This window comes from Pseudomonas sp. BRM28 (genome assembly GCF_002939405.1).
In the GTDB taxonomy this organism is placed as follows: Bacteria; Pseudomonadota; Gammaproteobacteria; order Pseudomonadales; family Pseudomonadaceae; genus Aquipseudomonas; species Aquipseudomonas palmensis.
The window spans coordinates 1,906,495-1,924,042 of the sequence record NZ_PEFV01000001.1 but is presented as its reverse complement, the minus strand read 5'-3'; the positions used below and the strand labels follow the sequence as shown (position 1 = coordinate 1,924,042).

Here is a 17,548-nt window from a genome sequence, read left to right as displayed (position 1 = left end):
GCATTTACGGGCTTGTAGGGCTTGTCTGAAGGATTTTTCTTCTATTTGCGCAAAAGATTTTCATGCGCATCCGGTCAGGCCGGCGTGAGCTGCGCCTTGAGGCGGTCGCGAAAGGTCTGGATCAAGGGTTCGCGGCTGCGGCCCCGGCGAATGATCAGCGAGAACGGCGCCTGATAGCCGAAGGTCGCCGGCGACAGCACCCGCAGGTCGCCCTTGTCCACCCAGGCCTGGGCATAGTGTTCAGGCAGGTAGCCGATGTAGGCCCCCGACAGTACCAGGATCAGCTGTGCCTCCATGCTCTCGACCGTGGCGGCGCTGTGCTTGAAGCCATGGCGGGCCAGTTCGGCCTGGCTCCAGTAGCCGCGACCGACCATGCGCTGCTGGGTGATCACCTGTTCGGGAATGCGCCGCTCGGTGAACAGCGAATGCCGGTTGCTGCAGTACAGCCAATGCTGCTCGCGGTACAACGGCTGATACACCAGCCCGCTCATGCGCGTGGAGAAAGCGCCGATGGCCAGGTCCAGGCGGTTGTCCTGCACCCCCAGTTGCAGTTCGTAGGGGCTGGACACCGACAGGTGCAGGTGCACGGCCGGGTGTTCGAGGCTATAGGCACCGATGGCGTCGGCCAGCGGCAATGCGCGATCGCCGACCGTGGAGTCGATCACCCCCAGGTTCAGGGTGCCGCGCAGCTCGCCCTTGAGCGCCGCCGCGTACTGCTCGAAACCGTCCATTTCGGCCAGCAGGCGCAGGGTCTCCTGATGGAACAGTTCGCCCTTGCTGGTGAGGCTGAAGCCGCCGCGCCCACGGTGGCACAGCACGATACCCAGCGCCGACTCCAGCTGGCTCATGTAGGTACTGATGGCGGACGTGGACAGGTTCAGCTCGCGCTGGGCATTGGCGAAGCCCTGGTGGCGTACCACGCTGACGAAGATGCGCAGCAATTTCAGATCAGGCAGGGCCGAGGCCATGGCAAGGGCTCCAACAGGGCAACGAATACGCGCCAGTCTACCCGCTGATCGCCATTAGTTCATGAAAACCTGAAGTAAGTATTTGCCTGTAGCGATTCTCTTGGCGCACTACCTTTTGCAGACTCTGCGCCAATGCACCTGTCCTCGCGCATTGCTGCACCTGCTCGCAGGGTGGCCGGACAGGTTCCAACAACTAGAACAATCCAAACCGTGAGGCCCGACCGTGGACAAGATTCTTCACCAACCACTGGGCGGCAACGAAATGCCGCGTTTCGGCGGCATCGCCACCATGCTGCGTCTTCCCCACCTGCCCAGCGCCGCCGGCCTGGACGCTGCCTTCATCGGCATCCCGCTGGACATCGGCACCTCGCTGCGTTCCGGCACCCGCTTCGGCCCGCGCCAGATCCGTGCCGAATCCGTGATGATCCGCCCGTACAACATGGCCACCGGCGCCGCCCCGTTCGACTCGCTGTCGGTCGCCGACATCGGCGACGTGGCAATCAACACCTTCAACCTGCTCGACGCGGTGCGCATCATCGAAGAGGCCTACGACGAGATCCTCGAGCACGACGTGATCCCCATGACCCTGGGCGGCGACCACACCATCACCCTGCCGATCCTGCGCGCGATCCACAAGAAGCACGGCAAGGTCGGGCTGGTGCACATCGATGCCCATGCCGACGTCAACGATCACATGTTCGGCGAGAAGATCGCCCACGGCACCACCTTCCGTCGCGCCGTCGAAGAAGGCCTGCTGGACTGCGACCGCGTGGTGCAGATCGGCCTGCGCGCCCAGGGCTACACCGCCGAAGACTTCAACTGGAGCCGCAAGCAGGGCTTTCGCGTGGTGCAGGCCGAGGAGTGCTGGCACAAGTCGCTGGAGCCACTGATGGCCGAAGTGCGTGAAAAGGTCGGTGGTGGTCCGGTTTACCTGAGCTTCGACATCGACGGCATCGATCCGGCCTGGGCACCGGGCACCGGCACCCCGGAAATCGGTGGCCTGACCACCATCCAGGCGATGGAGATCATCCGTGGCTGCCAGGGGCTGGACCTGATCGGTTGCGATCTGGTGGAGGTCTCGCCGCCCTACGACACCACCGGCAACACCTCGTTGCTCGGCGCCAACCTGTTGTACGAAATGTTGTGTGTTCTGCCTGGCGTAGCGCATCGCTAACGGCCATCGGCCTGGAGTTTCACCCCCGGATGGAGCCTTTCGGCGGGCCGTACACGCGGCCCGCTTGCGGATGAATGACGCCTGGCGCACGCCACCGGCGATCGATCTCACCATAATAAAGATAATCGGAGACACCCCATGGCCTTGGACATATTCGTTGTACTGATATACGCCGCCGGCATGCTGGTACTGGGCTGGTTCGGCATGCGCCGCGCGAAGACCCACGAAGACTACCTGGTGGCCGGGCGCAACCTGGGCCCAAGCCTGTACATGGGCACCATGGCCGCCACCGTGCTGGGCGGCGCCTCTACCGTCGGCACCGTGAAGCTGGGTTATGTGCACGGCATTTCCGGCTTCTGGCTGTGCGCCGCGCTGGGCCTGGGCATCATTGCCCTGAACCTGTTCCTGGCCAAGCCGCTGCTGCGCCTGCGCATCTTCACCGTGACCCAGGTGCTGGAAAAGCGCTACAACCCCATGGCCCGCCAGGCCAGCGCCGTGATCATGCTGGCCTACGCCCTGATGATCGCCGTGACCTCTACCCTGGCCATCGGCACCGTGCTGCAGGTGCTGTTCGACCTGCCGTTCTGGGGCGCCATCCTGCTCGGTGGTGGCGTGGTGGTGGTCTACTCGACCATTGGCGGCATGTGGTCGCTGACCCTGACCGACATTGTGCAGTTCGTGATCAAGACCGTGGGCCTGATGTTCATCCTGCTGCCGATCTGCCTGTACCGGGTGGGCGGCTGGGACGAACTGGTGGCCAAGCTGCCGGCTGCCAGCTTCAACCTGACCACCATTGGTTGGGACACCATCATCACCTACTTCCTGATCTACTTCTTCGGCATCCTGATCGGCCAGGACATCTGGCAGCGCGTGTTCACTGCCCGTGACGAAAAAGTCGCCCAGCGGGCCGGTACCACGGCCGGTGTGTACTGCGTGATCTACGGCCTGGTGTGTGCCCTGATCGGCATGTGTGCGCATGTGCTGCTGCCTGACCTGGGCAATGCCAACAATGCGTTTGCGGCGATCGTGAAGTCAGCGTTGCCCGACGGCATCCGTGGGCTGGTGATTGCCGCAGCCCTGGCGGCGATGATGTCCACCGCCAGTGCCGGCTTGCTGGCTGCCTCCACGGTGCTGACCGAAGACCTGCTGCCCAAGCTGCGTGGCGGCAAGCAGTCGAGCCTTGGCATCAACCGGTTGTTTACCTTGCTTACGGGTATTGCGGTGCTGGGGATCGCGCTGGTGGTAGTGGATGTGATCAGTGCATTGACCCTGGCGTACAACCTGCTGGTGGGCGGCATGCTGGTGCCGCTGATCGGGGCGATCTACTGGAAGCGTGCAACCACGGCCGGGGCAATCACCAGCATGGGGCTGGGGTTCGTGACGGCGCTGGTGTTCATGTTCAAGGATGGGATGGATGCCAATACGCCGATCTACTACAGCCTGGCGATCGGGTTGGTGAGTTTTGTGGTGGTGAGTTTGATGTCGCGTCGGCCGATGGGCGCGGTGAATCTGGCATAGGACGCCCCGCCCGGGTAGCGGGGCGGAGGGTCATGGACGACCTGTAGGAGCGGGCCTTGCCCCGCGAAGGCAGCAACACGCCTGGGTCAGCAATAGGCTCTGTAACATCGGAAAGCGCAGGCTTATCCAGCATGGATGCAGCCAGCAAGGGCCCCTTCCGCTCTTACAGCGGCTTACTTTTTTCTTGGAAAAAGTAAGCAAAACCGCTCCCGTCCATCACCCGGCCCTACGCTTCGCTACGGGTCCCCTCATTCCACCCACGCTCCGTGGGGCCACGCCGAACGGGCATCCCTGCCCATCGGCGCTTTACGGGCCATCCATGGCCCTCCACGCCACTACGCGCAGGTTCCATTCGGCCTCCTGGGGGACGGGAAGATCAAAAGCCAAAGCCAAAGCCAAAGCCTTTCAGAGATTTTGTGGGAATGGGGACGGCTGAAAAATCGCAAAAGAATACCGACGCATTGCGCAATGCGTCGGTTTCAGCAGCACGCTAGCGCCGAGGTTGGCGTTTGCGTTGCTCCTCATCGGTAGGGATCGGTACAGGCTGCATGGGTGGCGGGACAAGCCCCAATGCCACAGCCAGGTCGTGGAGCCAGTTGAACAGATCGTTTCTCATAACTCCCCCTCACGGGTCATCTGCGCGCGAAGTACGGCGGCGGCGCTACAAACTCATCATAGCCCCATGTGCAGCATCACGCCCGGGTAAAAACTTCTCTATTGATTTCAGTCAGGCACGCAGGGCCACCTCGGCATCATCGCTCACCTGCCCCTTCACCGCTTCCTGCACCGCTATCCAGGCACTCAGGTTGGCCCCGCACATGCCCTTGCGCCACATCAGCCAGGTGGTGGTCTGGTCGAACGGCGACTGCAACGGGTGCACCGTGACCCGTTCACGGCCCGGCAGGCTTTCAAGCATCGAGGTCGCCATCAACGCCACACCCGCCCCGGCGATCACGCAGGCAAGCATGCTGGGATACGATTCGATTTCCATCACCCGCCCCATCGCCGCACGATCATGGGCGTACCAGGCCTCCAGCCGCATGCGGTACGAGCATCCCTGGCGAAACGTGAACACCGCACGCCCAGCCACGTCCCGGGCACTGTGCACCGGCGGGTGGTCGGCCTCGGTGAGCAGCACCAGGGTCTCCTCGCACAAGGGCACCCCGTCGAGCCCGGCCAGGGCCAGCGGTCCATCCACCAGCGCCGCGTCGAGACGCCCGCTGAGCAGCCCTTCGAGCAATTCGCCGCTGGGGGCGGTCTGCACCTGCAGGTTCACCGCCGGGTAAGCTCGGTGATAGCGCGCCAGCAGCTCAGGCAGATGAATGGCCGCTGAACTGTACATGCTGCCCAGCACGAAATTCCCCGCCGGCTCGCCCCCCTGAACCGCCGCAAAGGCTTCGTCATGCAACGCCAGCATGCGTGCGCTGTAGTCCAGCAGCACCTTGCCAGCCGGCGACAGCTGCAGGCGCTGGCGCTCGCGCCGAAACAGCTCCACACCCAGTTGCTCTTCCAGCTGGCGCAGGCGCGTGGACAGGTTGGAGGGCACGCGGTGCAGGCGCTCGGCCGCGCGGGTGATCGACCCCTCTTCGGCGACCGCCTGAAAGATGCGCAGTTGACTCAGCTCCACAGCAATTCTCCAAAGCAGAACAAGTTCCTCATCATTATTCAATTTTTATGAAAGTCAACCCGCAGTAGCCTGACGGTCAACGCTCATCGCACAGGAACCCGACCATGTCCTCGACAATGCGCCTGCTGGCCAGCTTCGTTGCCCTGATGATGGCCATGGGCATCGGCCGATTCGCCCTCACCCCGCAACTGCCGCACCTGATCAGCGAAGGCCAGATCAGCCTGACCGCCGCCGGGCTGGTAGCCGCCGCCAATTACCTGGGCTACCTGCTCGGCGCCCTCGACGCGATGTTCGCGCACCGCCCCGCCCAGGTGCGCAGGCGCCTGCTGGCCGGGTTGTGGCTGTGTGTGCTGCTGACTCTGGCCTCGTTCTGGGCTCACGGGTTCTGGCCGCATATGGCGCTGCGCCTGGGCACCGGCATCGCCAGTGCGTGGGTGGTGGTGACGCTCACCGGCATGACCCAGCACCTGGCCGCTCAAAGCCGGCAACCGCGCCTTGGCGCACTGGTGTTCGCCGGCCCTGGCATGGGTATCCTGCTCACGGGGATGCTGGCACTGGGCGCCAATCTGCAGGGCCTGGGTTCGGCACCGCTGTGGCTGATCTACGCCGCCGTGGCGCTGCTGATGCTGCTGGTGATCCAGCCCACGCTGCCACACCCGCAACCAGTGCCCGCGCACAAGGCCACCGCGCAGGGTGCGACACCCGGCATCGGGCGGCTGGGGCTGATCTATGCACTGTACGGGGTGGGATACATCATTCCGGCCACTTTCATGTCACAGATGGCCAGCGCACGTTTTCACGGCCAGTGGCTGGCCGACCTGTTCTGGCCGGCCTTCGGCCTGGCTGCCGCCATGGGTGTGGTGCTGGTCAGCCTGCGCCGCCCGCACCACGGCAGCACGGCGCGCTGGCTGATGGCAACGTTGTGGCTGCAGGCCGCTGGGGTACTGGCCTGCCTGCTGGGCAGCGGCGCCGGCCTGGCGCTGGGTGTACTGCTGTGCGGCACGCCGTTTCTGGCCTGCATGCAGTTGGTGATGCAGCGCTCGCGCGAACTGGCCCCCCACGCCACCCACCGCAATGCCGGCCTGCTGACCACCTGCTTCGCCCTCGGCCAACTCAGCGGCCCGCTGCTGGCGGCGTTGAGCAATCAGTTCAGCGCCAGCCTGCAACCGGCGCTGGTAGTGGCCGCCAGCGGCCTGATCATCGCCGGGGCCCTGCTGTTGCGCCCGGCTACTGGCCGAGCAGGCGCCGCAGACGCCTGCGTACCCACTGCTCGGCACTGACCAGGGTAATGCCCAGCAACACGCAGACGGCGCCCAGGATGAAGTTCAGGCTCAACGGCTCGCCCAGCAGCAACACGCCGAACGTCACCCCGAACAACGGGGTGATGAACGAGAACACCGCCAGGTTGGACGCCAGGTAGCGACGCAGCAGCCAGAACCAGGTCAGGTAGCTGAAGAACGACACCACCACCGCCTGGAACAGCACGCTGCTGATCGATGTGGCGGTCAGCGTCACATGGCCGACCTGCCCGGTCAGCACCGCGATCAGCAGCAGGCCGACGAAGCCGACCATCAGCTGGTAGAACAGGGTCAGGGTAGCCGGTGCCTCCGACAGGCGCGAAGCCCGCACCACGACGGTGGTCGCGCCCCAGGCCATGCCGGCCATCACGCCCATCGCATCGCCCAGCAGCATGCGCCCATCGAGGTTGTCCAGCGACAGTCCGCCGGCAAAGGCCACGGCAATGCCGGCGAACGCCAGCAGGATGCCGAGCCACTGCAGCGGGCGCAGGCGCTCGCTGGGCAGCATGAAGTGCAGCCCCAGCGCAGTGAACACCGGCGCGGTGTAGAGGAACACCGACATGTGCGCCGCGGACGTCAGTTGCAGCCCTTCGGCGATCAGCAGAAACTCCAGGCCGAACAGCGAACCGGCCAGCAGACCGCCCTTCCAGGTGGTGCCCAGCTGTTCCCAGCCACCCCGCCAGCACATCAGCAACGCGACCATCAGTGCCGAGATGCCCGAGCGCGCGGCGGCCTGCATCACCGGTGCGATGTCCGGCGCGGCCCACTTGATCATGACCTGCTGGATGCCCCAGATCAGGCACAGGCCCAGCATGACCTGCAGAGCGAAGGTGTCGGTATTCTTACGAAGGGCGCTCAAGGGCGACCCCCATTATCGCGGCACGGCATGGCAGGCTCTCGGCAATAGTGGATCCAGCGCCGATTATCAGGGCCTGCTGCCAGCGATTACCAGCCCGATCAGGCGATTTGTGCCTTTGACGCCACTTCGTCGAAGGTCGCCTCATCCAGTGCATCAGCCTGCTCGTTCAACACCTGGCGCGGATGATCATTGCCCGGGATTGCGCTGTCGATAAGGCTGAGCAGGCGCGAGCCTCGTTGGGTAAGGACGAAGTTCTCGCCATTGCCCCCTTCCTCTTCAGGGCGCGTCTCGATAAAGCCGCGCTCGAACAGCAGCTTCTCGTATTCGCAGGCCTTGGTCTTCAGATGATCAAGCTCCGGCACTGCATCGCCTTTGGCAGCCAGGCCGGCAGCATGCTGCTCGGCATACGGGCGCGGGGTAAAGCTGTGGCCGGCGCCGTTCTGCACTTCGTGCAGCAGGCGCTCCATCAGGTCCCAGTCATAGGTAGTGCTCATCGGTCCAACCTCCAGCAAGGGGATGTAAGGGTGTGACAGGCGCGCGCGGCAGCGGTTCGACTGAACTTTCCGGCCGGCACAGCCCTCCACCGAACACCTTCGCCCGTAATGGAACACGAGGTCCGACCATGAAAACGCTGATGAGCATCACCGCTGCCGCTGCCCTTCTATTTGCCGTGCCCACCTGGGCCTGCACGCTGGAAGAGGCCACGCAGAAGCGCGAGGAGCTGGCCAAGGAGGTCAGCAAACTGACGGAGCAGAACCCGCAGAAGGCCAAGGAGATCAATGAAGAATTACAGGGGATGAAGCTGGGAACCGAGAGCAAGGACCTGCCGGACAAATGCCAGCTGATCGACAAGCGCATGCAGGAACTGAAGGCGGCAGAGAAGAAAGTCTGAATCGAGGATGACGCGTTCGCTAGCAAGACAGCTCCTGTAGGAGCCGGCCTTGCCGGCGAATAGGCCCTGCAACCTTACTCGGCAGCCGGTGCCGGCTTGCGCTTCTTCAGCGGTGCCATGCCGTCCTGGCTCACCAGGGAGGGAGCATTGGGCTTGGGCTTGGCGGTCGGCTTGCGTTTGGGCACCACCTTCTTGTCGGTCTTCTTGTCGGTCTTTTTCTTCTTGACCCCGGCGGCCTTGCCCGACGCCTTGACCTTCTTCGGCCCGGTATAGGTGCCCTTGACTTCCTTGATGGTGCGGCGCTCGAAGCTCTGCTTGAGGTAGCGCTCGATGCTCGACATCAGGTTCCAGTCACCATGGCAGATCAGCGACACTGCCAGACCTTCGTTGCCGGCGCGCCCGGTACGACCGATACGGTGTACATATTCGTCGCCGCTGCGCGGCATGTCGAAGTTGATCACCAGGTCCAGGCCGTCCACGTCCAGGCCACGGGCCGCGACGTCGGTCGCCACCAGCACCTTGGCGCCGCCCTGCTTGAGGCGCTCGATGGCCAGCTTGCGGTCCTTCTGGTCCTTGTCGCCGTGCAGCACGAATGCCTTGATGTCCTTGGCAACCAGGTGACCGTAGATACGGTCGGCCATCACCCGGGTATTGGTGAAGATGATTGCCTTCTGGTAGGACTCGTTGGCCAGCAGCCACTGCACGATCTGTTCTTTGTGCTGGTTGTGGTCGGCGGTGATGATCTGCTGGCGGGTGCCGTCGTTGAGTTGGCTGACGGTGTTGAGCATCAGGTGCTCGGGGTCTTTGAGTACCTTGCCGATCATGTCGCGCAGGCCGGCACCGCCAGTGGTAGCCGAGAACAGCAGGGTTTGCTCGCGGTTCGCGCACTCGTTGCACAGACGCTCGACGTCTTCGGAAAAGCCCATGTCGAGCATGCGGTCGGCTTCGTCCAGCACCACCGCCTGCACATGTTCAAGGTGCAGGTTGCCGGCATTGAGGTGTTCGAGCATGCGCCCCGGGGTGCCGACCAGGATGTCCGGCACCTTGCGCAGCATGGCGGCCTGTTCCTTGAAGTCTTCACCACCGGTGATCATGCCGGCCTTGATGTAGGTGAACTGGGCGAAACGCTCGATTTCCTTGAGGGTCTGCTGGGCCAGCTCACGGGTCGGCAGCAGCACCAGGGCACGGATCTCGACACGGCTCTGCTTCAGGTCCACCAGGCGGTTGAGCACTGGCAGCATGAAGGCGGCGGTCTTGCCGCTACCGGTTTTCGCCGTCACCCGCAGGTCACGCCCTTGCAGCGCCAGGGGGATGGCCGCCGCCTGCACAGGCGTGGGCTCGACAAAGTTCAGTGCGGCCACGGCTTTGAGCAGGCGTTCGTGCAGGGCGAATTGGGAAAACACGGGTGTACCTCGGGCAAGTGCAGAAATTCAGCCATATAGGGTAACGTTTTCCGGCGCTCACGCCGAATTTCTTTTGGCGTTGTCACGACTTTCCGCGTTCTAATTGCACTTCCACTCTTTTTGCGGACACCTTTACTACGGCATGGATATTCAATTGTTCTGGCAAAACGCCCTGGATCTGTGGGGCACCCTCGATCAGCACCCGCTGCTGCACGCCGGCCTGGGCCTGGCGGTACTGCTGCTGGCCGCCCTGGTACTGGGGCGTGTGGCACGCTTCATGATCCTGCACGCCGTCCGGCTGCTGAGCCGCCAGCCAGCCCTGCACTGGCTCAATGACCTGCTGCACAACAAGGTATTCCAGCGCCTGGCGCAGATGGTGCCCTCGCTGGTGGTGCAGTTCGGCCTCAAGCTGGTGCCGGAGCTCAGCGCCACCAGCCAGCATTTTCTGGGCAACGTGGCGCTGGCGTTCACCATCCTGTTCCTGGTGCTGGCCATCAGTGCACTGCTCGATGCCCTGCTCGATATCTATGCCCGCACCGAACATGCGCGTACCCGTTCGATCAAGGGCTATGTGCAACTGGCCAAGATGGTGCTGTTCGTGTTCGGCGCGATCATCATCGTCGCCACCCTGATCGACCGCTCGCCGTTACTGCTGCTGTCGGGCCTGGGTGCGATGTCGGCGGTGATCCTGTTGGTGTACAAGGACACCCTGCTGTCGTTCGTGGCCAGCGTGCAACTGACCAGCAACGACATGCTGCGCGTCGGCGACTGGATCGAGATGCCCCAGGTGGGCGCCGACGGCGACGTAGTGGACATCACCCTGCACACGGTCAAGGTGCAGAACTTCGACAAGACCATTGTCTCCATCCCCACCTGGCGCTTGATGTCCGAATCGTTCAAGAACTGGCGTGGCATGCAGCAGGCCGGCGGTCGGCGCATCAAGCGCAGCCTGTTCATAGATGCTGGCGGCGTGCGCTTTCTGACCGATGAAGAAGAGCAACGCCTGGGCAAGGTGCGCCTGCTCACCGACTACATGACCCGCAAGCGCAGCGAACTGCAGGCCTGGAACGAAGCCCAGGGCCCTGTGGCAGCGCTGTCGGCCAACCGCCGGCGCATGACCAACATCGGCACCTTCCGCGCCTATGCCCTGGCGTACCTGAAAAGCCACCCGGACATCCAGCCGAACATGACCTGCATGGTGCGTCAGATGCAGACCACCGCCCAGGGCGTGCCCCTGGAAATCTACTGCTTCACCCGCACCACCGCCTGGGCCGATTATGAACGTATCCAGGGCGATATCTTCGACTACCTGCTGGCCGTGATGCCCGAGTTCGGTCTGGGCCTGTACCAGCAACCCAGCGGCAGCGACCTGCGCGCCGGGCTGCTACCGGCCGGTGCCGTTCGCGAGCAACGGGCGTTGAGCACCGAGTCGGCTGAGCCATAGCGAGGCCAGTATCACCGCACCACCGATGAACAGCCGGCCCAGCGGCTCGTGCTGGTTCCAGATCAGCAGGTTGAGCATCAGCCCGACCGGCACATGCAGGTTGTTCATCACCGCCAGGGTGCCGCCTGAAACCAGGCAGGCGCCCTTGTTCCACCAGTACAGCCCCAGCGCCGTCGGGCACAATCCCAGAAACAGCAGCACCAGCCACTGCACGTCGGTGCTGGGCAAATGTTGCGCGTTGCCGAACAGCAGGAAGGCCGGCAGCACCACCAGCAGGGCGCCCAGGTAGAAGTAGCCGAAGCGTCGGTAGTGCGGCAGGTCACTGGGGTAACGGGCAACCAGGTGCTTGTACAGCACCTGACCGGCGGCATAGGTGAAGTTGGCCAGTTGCAGCAGCACAAAGCCCATGAAGAAGTCCGGGCTGATGCGGTCGAAGCGAATCACCGCTGCGCCCCCCACCGCCACCAGTGCGGCCACCAGTGCCCACGGGTTGAAGCGCCGGTTCAGGGCATCCTCGATCAGGGTCACGTGCAAGGGTGTAAGAATGGTGAACAGCAGCACTTCGGGCACGCTCAGCACACGAAAGCTCAAATACAGGCACACATAGGTGATGCCGAACTGCAACGCGCCGATCAGCAGCATGGCCCGCATGAAGCGCGGCTCGACCTTGCGCCAGCGGGTCAACGGCAAAAACACCAGGCCGGCCAGCAGTACCCGCGCCAGCACCGCGAAGTAGCTGTCGACATGCCCGGCCAGGTATTCGCCGATCAGGCTGAAGGAAAACGCCTGGATCAGCGCGACGATCAATAAGTAGCCCATGTATGCCCCCTGATATGCAGGCGGCGACCTTAGCGGTTGACCAACGGGCCGGCAACCGCTTTTGAAAGGCCTGCACTCAAGGTGCCAGCAGGCTCAACGGGTCTGATCGGCCGTGATGAACTGGAAGCGTGCGGGGGTGGCGCCAGAGGGCAAGGTCACCGCGATGATCGGCACCAGGATGCCCGTCTGGCTGAAGAAGTCCCGCTGATCCGCCTGCGCCCCCGCCCTTCCGCTCGCGCTCCCGCCAATATAGAAGAAGGCTTCCATCGGCAATTGCCGACCGATGTTCTGCGGCCACAGGGCCATGCGCACTTCGTTCTGGATGCCGCCAAGGTTGGCGCCGGGCAGGTTTCTGGCACGCAGGCTCTGATAGAACGCGATGGCGCCTTCTTTGTTGAGTTCATCGCGAACATTGAAGCCGCACTGGCGTGCATTGATCCGGTTGGCGTTGTAATGCGCCAGCCATTGTTCGGCTGTACCGATGCCCTGCGCCCTGCACTCGCGACTCACCGTGGGATAACCGACATTCTGCCCGCACCCCTGCGATTCTCGCCTGTTGGAATCGGCGTCCACAGGAAACGAGCACAACACACGGGGCTTGTATTGATTGTTGGCGTACAAGATAGGCACGAAGATGAAGCCGTTAGTGTACCCATAGGCCAACCGACTGAACGCAGAGTCGGCGCGCAGGTAGGAGAACGACACGCCCGAGGCGGTAGGGTTCGGGTTCCACGAATGAAACGCCGGGCTGTTCTGCGTAGCGCGCATGAGGATGCCGCTGCACAGAAAGGCCGGCGCGCTGGAGGCGTTACAGTTCTGCCGGGTGTCGCGGTAACGTTCCTGCAGGTGGCGTGCAACCGTGGCTCCGGAAACAGCCGCCGTACCTGCACGGGACTGCAACGCAGCGGCCTGGACCGTTGGCGGCACCGAGCTTGCCTGCGCAACCTCGTCATTGGCAGGCTGCACCGGCGCCCGGTTGGCGCAGGCTGTCATCAGGCTGATCAACAGCAACAGTGTGAACGTGTTCAACATGGTGCCTCCCTGCGCTCGCGCCGGCTTTGAACCCTTGCTTGCGGGTCACGCCTTGCTTGGCGGGCGTTTCGCAGGTTTGCCAGGCACTTTCGCAGGTGCCTCTGACGCCTTCGCAGGTTTTTTCACCGGCACTTTCGCAGGGCCCTCAGGCGCCTTCGCAGATGCCGGGGGCACCTCCAGGCTCGGGATATAAAGCAGCCTGGAAAATTGGTAGTCCGAGCCCGTAACCGCTTCAAGCGCATAATTGAGCCACACTTGCTTGCCTCTGTTCTGCTGAAACCAGCTCAGTGGAATTTCAAACTGGGCAGTACCACCCGTCATGGGTTTCCACCCCAGGTCCTCATGCCCTGTCATGGTGAAACCTCTTAGACGAACCTTGTGTGAAGGTTGCCATTGGGGATAGGTAATCTGGACCCAGCGAGAACCGCGCTCAAGTGTTGGCCGGTCCAATGGATCGAAACTTTGGACTTGCACCGTATAGTAACGACTCTGCGAAACCACCCATGCTCCGCCATTCCTGCTCAGCGCGAAATTTACCTGTGCCGTTTGACCGGAACTGCTGTACATCAGCGCTTTTGGACAAGAAGAGTACAGCGCTTGCGGCGGGTTTTTGATGACTTGCACGGGCAAATCGAAGATGATACCGGAAGGTTCGACAATTCTTACCCTGACCCTGTCACCGGCGTACATACCGGCTGATATGAGCGTCCTGACTGACAAAAAATCCGTATTGCTGCCGCAGTTGTAGATCCCCCTTATCAGGAAATACCTTCTCGACGGGTCTTGGGGGTAATCGGGATGTGGAATCGAACAGTCGATCGTCGGGGCATCCCAGGCATATAGCTTGGACTCAATTTTAGCAGGCATAGGTACGCATCCTTATATCCGCGAGGCAAGTTACAAACTTTCACTGCGGAAAGTCTGTCCGTCACCTGTATATAAACAGCTAGGCATTCAAGCGCGCACCTGACAAAACTGTCAGTTCTCTATAAACAATCAACCTGGCAATGACAGGTTTTATAACCACCCACAAAAAAGCCCGGTCAAACCAGTGTCTGACCGGGCAGGTACACCCAAAGGAGCAAAGGTGTCAGGCGGGGGGAAAATCGGTACGGCTCAAGCTACCGCAGCCAGCAGCGCCTTGGCCTGGTTCAGGCCTTTTTCGTGGAAGTCGCCGCCCATGTTCAGGCCCTCGGCGTGAATGAACGTCACCTCGTGAATGCCGATGAAGGCCATCACCTGGCGCAGGTAGGGCTCCTGATGGTCGCTACCGGCCCCGGCGTGGATACCGCCGCGGGCCGTCAGCACATAGGCGCGCTTGCCGGTCAGCAAGCCCTGCGGGCCGGTGGGGGTGTATTTGAAGGTGACGCCGGCACGCAGCACATGGTCGAGCCAGGCCTTCAGCGTACTGGGGATGGTGAAGTTGTACATCGGCGCCGCCAGCACCAGTACATCGGCGGCCAGCACTTCGTCGGTCAGTTCGTTGGAACGTGCCAATGCCTGCACTTCTTCGGCGCTGCGCTGGGCTTCGGGCTTCATCCAGCCACCCAGCAGATGGCTGTCCAGGTGGGGTACCGGGTTCAATGCCAGGTCGCGCACGCTGATCTGGTCGGCCGGGTTGGCCGCCTGCCACTGGCTGATGAAATCACGGGTCAGCTGACGAGACACGGAGTCCTGCAGGCGGGCGCTGCTTTCGATGATCAGTACGCGGGACATGGGTTGCCTCCATCGGCAAGTTCGCTAAGTCGATGGAGGCAAGATTAGAGATTGACCTATCGATAAAAAAGCGTAAAAACTGGGTTAAATCTATCAGTTAACCTGTTTTATTGCGGTTTGCAGTCCAGCGCGATGCGCAGCTTGAGGATTTCGCGGTTGAATTTGGCCGTCACGTCGACGCTCTTTTTCGCCGGTACCTGTATGCGCCGTACCCTGGGGGCCTCCGGGCCGTTGCGGAAGGTGACCTTGCACGTCGCTGCCACATCGCCGTAGTTGTTCAGGCTGATCGAGCCGATGTCACGGTCGGTGTCGTAGGTGGTGTAGTCAAGCTTCACCCCGTCGGTGTTCTTGGTCACGTCGATGGGGTAGGCCAGGGCCGTCAGCGGCAGCAGGGCCAGCAGTGCAACACAGATTTTCTTCATAACGGCGCTCTCCATGAAAGTGCGCCAGCTTAGGACAACAGGAGCCGAAGATGAAAGCGCCGCGCGTTACCCTGGATCAGTGGCGGACTCTGCAGGCGGTGGTCGACCACGGCGGCTTTGCCCAGGCCGCCGAAGCCCTGCACCGCTCCCAATCGTCGGTGAGCTATACCGTGGCCCGCATGCAGGACCAGCTCGGCGTGCCGTTGCTGCGCATCGACGGGCGCAAGGCGGTGCTCACCGATGCCGGCAGCGTGCTGCTGCGCCGCTCGCGCCAGTTGGTCAAGCAGGCCAGCCAGCTCGAAGACCTCGCCCATCACATGGAGCAGGGTTGGGAAGCCGAGGTGCGCCTGGTGGTCGATGCCGCCTACCCCAATGCCCGACTGGTACGTGCCCTGAGTGCGTTCATGCCGCAAAGTCGCGGCTGCCGGGTGCGCCTGCGCGAGGAGGTGCTGTCAGGGGTCGAGGAAGTGCTGCACGAAGGGGTGGCGGACCTTGCCATCAGCGGCTTCAGCATCCCCGGCTACCTGGGCACCGAATTGAGCGCGGTGGAGTTCGTGGCCGTTGCACACCCCGAGCACAGCCTGCACCGCCTGGGCCGCGAGCTCAGTTTCCAGGACCTGGAGAGCCAGTTGCAGGTGGTGATCCGCGACTCTGGCCGGGCACAACCGCGGGATGTGGGCTGGCTGGGCGCCGAACAGCGCTGGACGGTCGGCAGCCTGGCCACCGCCGCCACCTTCGTCAGCAGCGGCCTGGGCTTTGCCTGGCTGCCACGCCACCTGATCGAGCGCGAACTGCGCGAAGGCGTGCTCAAGCCACTGCCGCTGGACCAGGGTGGCAGCCGTCACCCGCTGTTCTACCTTTACTCGAACAAGGACAAACCCCTGGGCCCGGCCACGCAGATCCTCATCGAGTTGCTGCGCAACTTCGACACTGCGCCGCTGGACGTGCCCTTCGCCGCCCCCGCCCAAGCCTGACAGGTAACGCCCATGGCCTATTTCGAACATGAAGGTTGCACCCTGCATTACGAGGAATATGGCCAGGGCGAGCCCCTGGTACTGCTGCACGGCCTGGGCTCGAGCTGCCAGGACTGGGAATACCAGGTACCGGAGCTGGCCCGTCAGTACCGCGTGATCCTGCTCGATGTGCGCGGCCACGGGCGCTCCGACAAGCCTCGCGAGCGCTACAGCATCGCCGGCTTCAGCGCCGACCTGCTGGCCCTGCTGGAGCACCTGAACACCGGCCCGGTACACCTGGCTGGCCTGTCGATGGGCGGCATGATCGGCTTCCAGTTTGCCGTCGACCATCCCCACCGGTTGCGCAGCCTGTGCATCGTCAACAGCGCACCCGAGGTCAAGCTGCGCAGCCGCGACGATTACTGGCAATGGTTCAAGCGCTGGAGCCTGGCCCGCCTGCTGAGCCTGGAGACCATCGGCAAAGGCCTGGCCGCACGCCTGTTTCCCAAGCCGGAGCAGGCCGAGTTGCGACGCAAGATGGCCGAGCGCTGGGCGCGCAACGACAAGCGTGCGTACCTGGCCAGCTTCGATGCCATCGTCGGCTGGGGGGTACAGGAACGCCTGGGCCAGATCCGCTGTCCTACGCTGGTCATCAGCGCCGACCACGATTACACCCCGATACAGCTCAAGCAGCGCTACGTCGCGCTTATTCCTCAAGCACGACTGGCGGTCATCGAAGATTCACGGCACGCTACACCGCTGGATCAACCCCGGCTGTTCAACCAGACCCTGCTGCAGTTTCTGGCAACGGCTTCAACCACTTCTCAAGGATCATTGAGTTCATGCTGAAAAAACTTCTGCTTGGCGCCTGCTCGGTCGTCTTCGCCACCAGCCTGATGGCTGCCGAAAAAGCCCCGCACGTACTGCTCGACACCAGCTTCGGCCAGATCGAAGTGGAACTGGACCCGGTCAAGGCGCCCATCTCGACCAAGAACTTCCTCGAGTATGTCGACAGCGGCTTCTACACCAACACCATCTTCCACCGCGTGATCCCGGGCTTCATGGTCCAGGGCGGCGGCTTCACCGCGCAGATGCAACAGAAGTCGACCAAGGACCCGATCCGCAACGAGGCCAGCAACGGCCTGCACAACACCCGCGGCACCCTGTCGATGGCCCGCACATCCAACCCGAACTCGGCCACCAGCCAGTTCTTCATCAACGTGGCCGACAACGCCTTCCTCGATCCGGGCCGCGATGCCGGCTACGCCGTGTTCGCCAAGGTGGTCAAGGGTATGGACGTGGTCGACCAGATCGTCAACTCGCCGACCACGCGCAAGAACGGCATGGCCGATGTACCGGTCGATCCCGTGCTGATCAAGTCCGCCAAACGCATTGACTGAGCCCGTGTTCACAGGGACGTGAA

General features: G+C 62.9%; 19 protein-coding genes. 8 read left to right on the top strand and 11 right to left on the bottom strand.

Translation table 11 applies throughout. From position 1 onward, the window contains the following. Positions 1-74: 74 nt before the first annotated feature. A complete protein-coding gene (locus CR917_RS09305) occupies positions 75-968 on the bottom strand; it encodes a LysR family transcriptional regulator (protein ID WP_043864135.1) in 894 nt (297 codons plus the stop codon). Positions 969-1,191: 223 nt separating this feature from the next. Between CR917_RS09305 and speB the strand changes: the two genes are divergently transcribed. Then, entirely contained in the window at positions 1,192-2,142 is a 951-nt protein-coding gene (gene speB / locus CR917_RS09300) for an agmatinase (RefSeq protein WP_043864136.1), read from the top strand. Positions 2,143-2,280: 138 nt separating this feature from the next. Beyond that, positions 2,281-3,660: a sodium:solute symporter gene (locus CR917_RS09295; RefSeq protein WP_054914933.1), complete on the top strand. Its 1,380-nt coding sequence runs from the start codon at positions 2,281-2,283 to the stop codon at positions 3,658-3,660. Between the two features lie 490 nt (positions 3,661-4,150). Here CR917_RS09295 and CR917_RS27920 read toward each other — a convergent pair whose 3' ends face one another. Continuing rightward, a complete protein-coding gene (locus CR917_RS27920; RefSeq protein WP_286900691.1) occupies positions 4,151-4,276 on the bottom strand; it encodes a PA1414 family protein in 126 nt (41 codons plus the stop codon). A 111-nt stretch (positions 4,277-4,387) separates the two neighbouring features. Next, a complete protein-coding gene (locus CR917_RS09290) occupies positions 4,388-5,287 on the bottom strand; it encodes a LysR family transcriptional regulator (RefSeq protein ID WP_088514513.1) in 900 nt (299 codons plus the stop codon). 104 nt (positions 5,288-5,391) lie between these two features. On the opposite strand from CR917_RS09290, the gene CR917_RS09285 reads away from it, so the two are divergent. Further along, positions 5,392-6,567, top strand: a complete 1,176-nt coding sequence (locus CR917_RS09285) for an MFS transporter (RefSeq protein ID WP_104572198.1) — start codon at positions 5,392-5,394, stop codon at positions 6,565-6,567. Here CR917_RS09285 and CR917_RS09280 read toward each other — a convergent pair. Beyond that, the gene (locus tag CR917_RS09280; protein ID WP_370409175.1) at positions 6,515-7,399 is read right to left on the bottom strand and encodes a DMT family transporter; all 885 of its coding nucleotides are present in this window, start codon (positions 7,397-7,399) and stop codon (positions 6,515-6,517) included. The genes CR917_RS09285 and CR917_RS09280 overlap by 53 nt on opposite strands. Positions 7,400-7,542: 143 nt before the next feature. Continuing rightward, positions 7,543-7,938, bottom strand: a complete 396-nt coding sequence (locus tag CR917_RS09275) for a hypothetical protein (protein WP_043864142.1) — start codon at positions 7,936-7,938, stop codon at positions 7,543-7,545. A 128-nt stretch (positions 7,939-8,066) separates the two neighbouring features. Between CR917_RS09275 and CR917_RS09270 the strand changes: the two genes are divergently transcribed. Then, on the top strand, positions 8,067-8,336 hold the full coding sequence (locus CR917_RS09270) for a hypothetical protein (RefSeq protein ID WP_043864143.1): 270 nt from the start codon (positions 8,067-8,069) through the stop codon (positions 8,334-8,336). Between the two features lie 74 nt (positions 8,337-8,410). Here CR917_RS09270 and CR917_RS09265 read toward each other — a convergent pair whose 3' ends face one another. Next, on the bottom strand, positions 8,411-9,739 hold the full coding sequence (locus CR917_RS09265; RefSeq protein WP_104572197.1) for a DEAD/DEAH box helicase: 1,329 nt from the start codon (positions 9,737-9,739) through the stop codon (positions 8,411-8,413). A gap of 142 nt (positions 9,740-9,881) precedes the next feature. Between CR917_RS09265 and CR917_RS09260 the strand changes: the two genes are divergently transcribed. Beyond that, positions 9,882-11,183, top strand: a complete 1,302-nt coding sequence (locus tag CR917_RS09260) for a mechanosensitive ion channel family protein (RefSeq protein ID WP_043864145.1) — start codon at positions 9,882-9,884, stop codon at positions 11,181-11,183. On the opposite strand, the gene CR917_RS09255 is transcribed toward CR917_RS09260, so the two are convergent. The 5 genes from CR917_RS09255 to CR917_RS09240 all read right to left on the bottom strand — a co-directional run bounded on the left by CR917_RS09255 (position 11,124) and on the right by CR917_RS09240 (position 15,172). Further along, positions 11,124-12,002, bottom strand: coding sequence for a carboxylate/amino acid/amine transporter (locus CR917_RS09255; protein WP_104572196.1), 879 nt, complete (start codon positions 12,000-12,002; stop codon positions 11,124-11,126). The genes CR917_RS09260 and CR917_RS09255 overlap by 60 nt on opposite strands. A gap of 93 nt (positions 12,003-12,095) precedes the next feature. Continuing rightward, positions 12,096-13,034 carry a hypothetical protein gene (locus tag CR917_RS09250; protein ID WP_054914938.1) on the bottom strand — a complete coding sequence of 313 codons (939 nt, stop codon included), beginning with the start codon at positions 13,032-13,034 and terminating at the stop codon, positions 12,096-12,098. 45 nt (positions 13,035-13,079) lie between these two features. After that, positions 13,080-13,901, bottom strand: coding sequence for a hypothetical protein (locus CR917_RS27045; RefSeq protein WP_146094995.1), 822 nt, complete (start codon positions 13,899-13,901; stop codon positions 13,080-13,082). A gap of 249 nt (positions 13,902-14,150) precedes the next feature. Continuing rightward, complete coding sequence (locus CR917_RS09245; protein WP_054914940.1) at positions 14,151-14,750, bottom strand: FMN-dependent NADH-azoreductase; 600 nt, start codon at positions 14,748-14,750, stop codon at positions 14,151-14,153. A 107-nt stretch (positions 14,751-14,857) separates the two neighbouring features. Beyond that, positions 14,858-15,172 (bottom strand): hypothetical protein, encoded by a 315-nt coding sequence (locus CR917_RS09240; protein WP_043864149.1) that lies wholly within the window; start codon positions 15,170-15,172, stop codon positions 14,858-14,860. 50 nt (positions 15,173-15,222) lie between these two features. On the opposite strand from CR917_RS09240, the gene CR917_RS09235 reads away from it, so the two are divergent. Genes CR917_RS09235 through CR917_RS09225 form a run of 3 tightly spaced genes read left to right on the top strand, consistent with a single transcriptional unit; the run spans position 15,223 to position 17,525 of the window. Beyond that, on the top strand, positions 15,223-16,146 hold the full coding sequence (locus tag CR917_RS09235) for a LysR family transcriptional regulator (RefSeq protein WP_043864150.1): 924 nt from the start codon (positions 15,223-15,225) through the stop codon (positions 16,144-16,146). A 12-nt stretch (positions 16,147-16,158) separates the two neighbouring features. Continuing rightward, entirely contained in the window at positions 16,159-16,974 is an 816-nt protein-coding gene (locus CR917_RS09230) for an alpha/beta fold hydrolase (protein WP_043864151.1), read from the top strand. Further along, positions 16,968-17,525 (top strand): peptidylprolyl isomerase, encoded by a 558-nt coding sequence (locus CR917_RS09225; RefSeq protein ID WP_043864152.1) that lies wholly within the window; start codon positions 16,968-16,970, stop codon positions 17,523-17,525. Before CR917_RS09230 ends, CR917_RS09225 begins: the two co-directional genes overlap by 7 nt. The last annotated feature ends 23 nt before the right edge of the window (positions 17,526-17,548 follow it).

Excerpts from the sequence above, each read along its gene's own strand:
- CR917_RS09230 (WP_043864151.1), top strand. The coding sequence starts at position 16,159 with ATGGCCTATTTCGAACATGAAGGTTGCACCCTGCATTACGAGGAATAT.
- CR917_RS09285 (WP_104572198.1), top strand. The coding sequence starts at position 5,392 with ATGTCCTCGACAATGCGCCTGCTGGCCAGCTTCGTTGCCCTGATGATG.
- CR917_RS09255 (WP_104572196.1), bottom strand. The coding sequence starts at position 12,002 with ATGGGCTACTTATTGATCGTCGCGCTGATCCAGGCGTTTTCCTTCAGC.
- CR917_RS27920 (WP_286900691.1), bottom strand. The coding sequence starts at position 4,276 with ATGAGAAACGATCTGTTCAACTGGCTCCACGACCTGGCTGTGGCATTG.
- CR917_RS09240 (WP_043864149.1), bottom strand. The coding sequence starts at position 15,172 with ATGAAGAAAATCTGTGTTGCACTGCTGGCCCTGCTGCCGCTGACGGCC.
- CR917_RS27045 (WP_146094995.1), bottom strand. The coding sequence starts at position 13,901 with ATGCCTGCTAAAATTGAGTCCAAGCTATATGCCTGGGATGCCCCGACG.
- CR917_RS09305 (WP_043864135.1), bottom strand. The coding sequence starts at position 968 with ATGGCCTCGGCCCTGCCTGATCTGAAATTGCTGCGCATCTTCGTCAGC.
- CR917_RS09275 (WP_043864142.1), bottom strand. The coding sequence starts at position 7,938 with ATGAGCACTACCTATGACTGGGACCTGATGGAGCGCCTGCTGCACGAA.
- CR917_RS09235 (WP_043864150.1), top strand. The coding sequence starts at position 15,223 with ATGAAAGCGCCGCGCGTTACCCTGGATCAGTGGCGGACTCTGCAGGCG.
- CR917_RS09280 (WP_370409175.1), bottom strand. The coding sequence starts at position 7,399 with ATGCTGGGCCTGTGCCTGATCTGGGGCATCCAGCAGGTCATGATCAAG.
- CR917_RS09295 (WP_054914933.1), top strand. The coding sequence starts at position 2,281 with ATGGCCTTGGACATATTCGTTGTACTGATATACGCCGCCGGCATGCTG.
- CR917_RS09245 (WP_054914940.1), bottom strand. The coding sequence starts at position 14,750 with ATGTCCCGCGTACTGATCATCGAAAGCAGCGCCCGCCTGCAGGACTCC.
- CR917_RS09250 (WP_054914938.1), bottom strand. The coding sequence starts at position 13,034 with ATGTTGAACACGTTCACACTGTTGCTGTTGATCAGCCTGATGACAGCC.
- CR917_RS09260 (WP_043864145.1), top strand. The coding sequence starts at position 9,882 with ATGGATATTCAATTGTTCTGGCAAAACGCCCTGGATCTGTGGGGCACC.
- CR917_RS09225 (WP_043864152.1), top strand. The coding sequence starts at position 16,968 with ATGCTGAAAAAACTTCTGCTTGGCGCCTGCTCGGTCGTCTTCGCCACC.
- CR917_RS09270 (WP_043864143.1), top strand. The coding sequence starts at position 8,067 with ATGAAAACGCTGATGAGCATCACCGCTGCCGCTGCCCTTCTATTTGCC.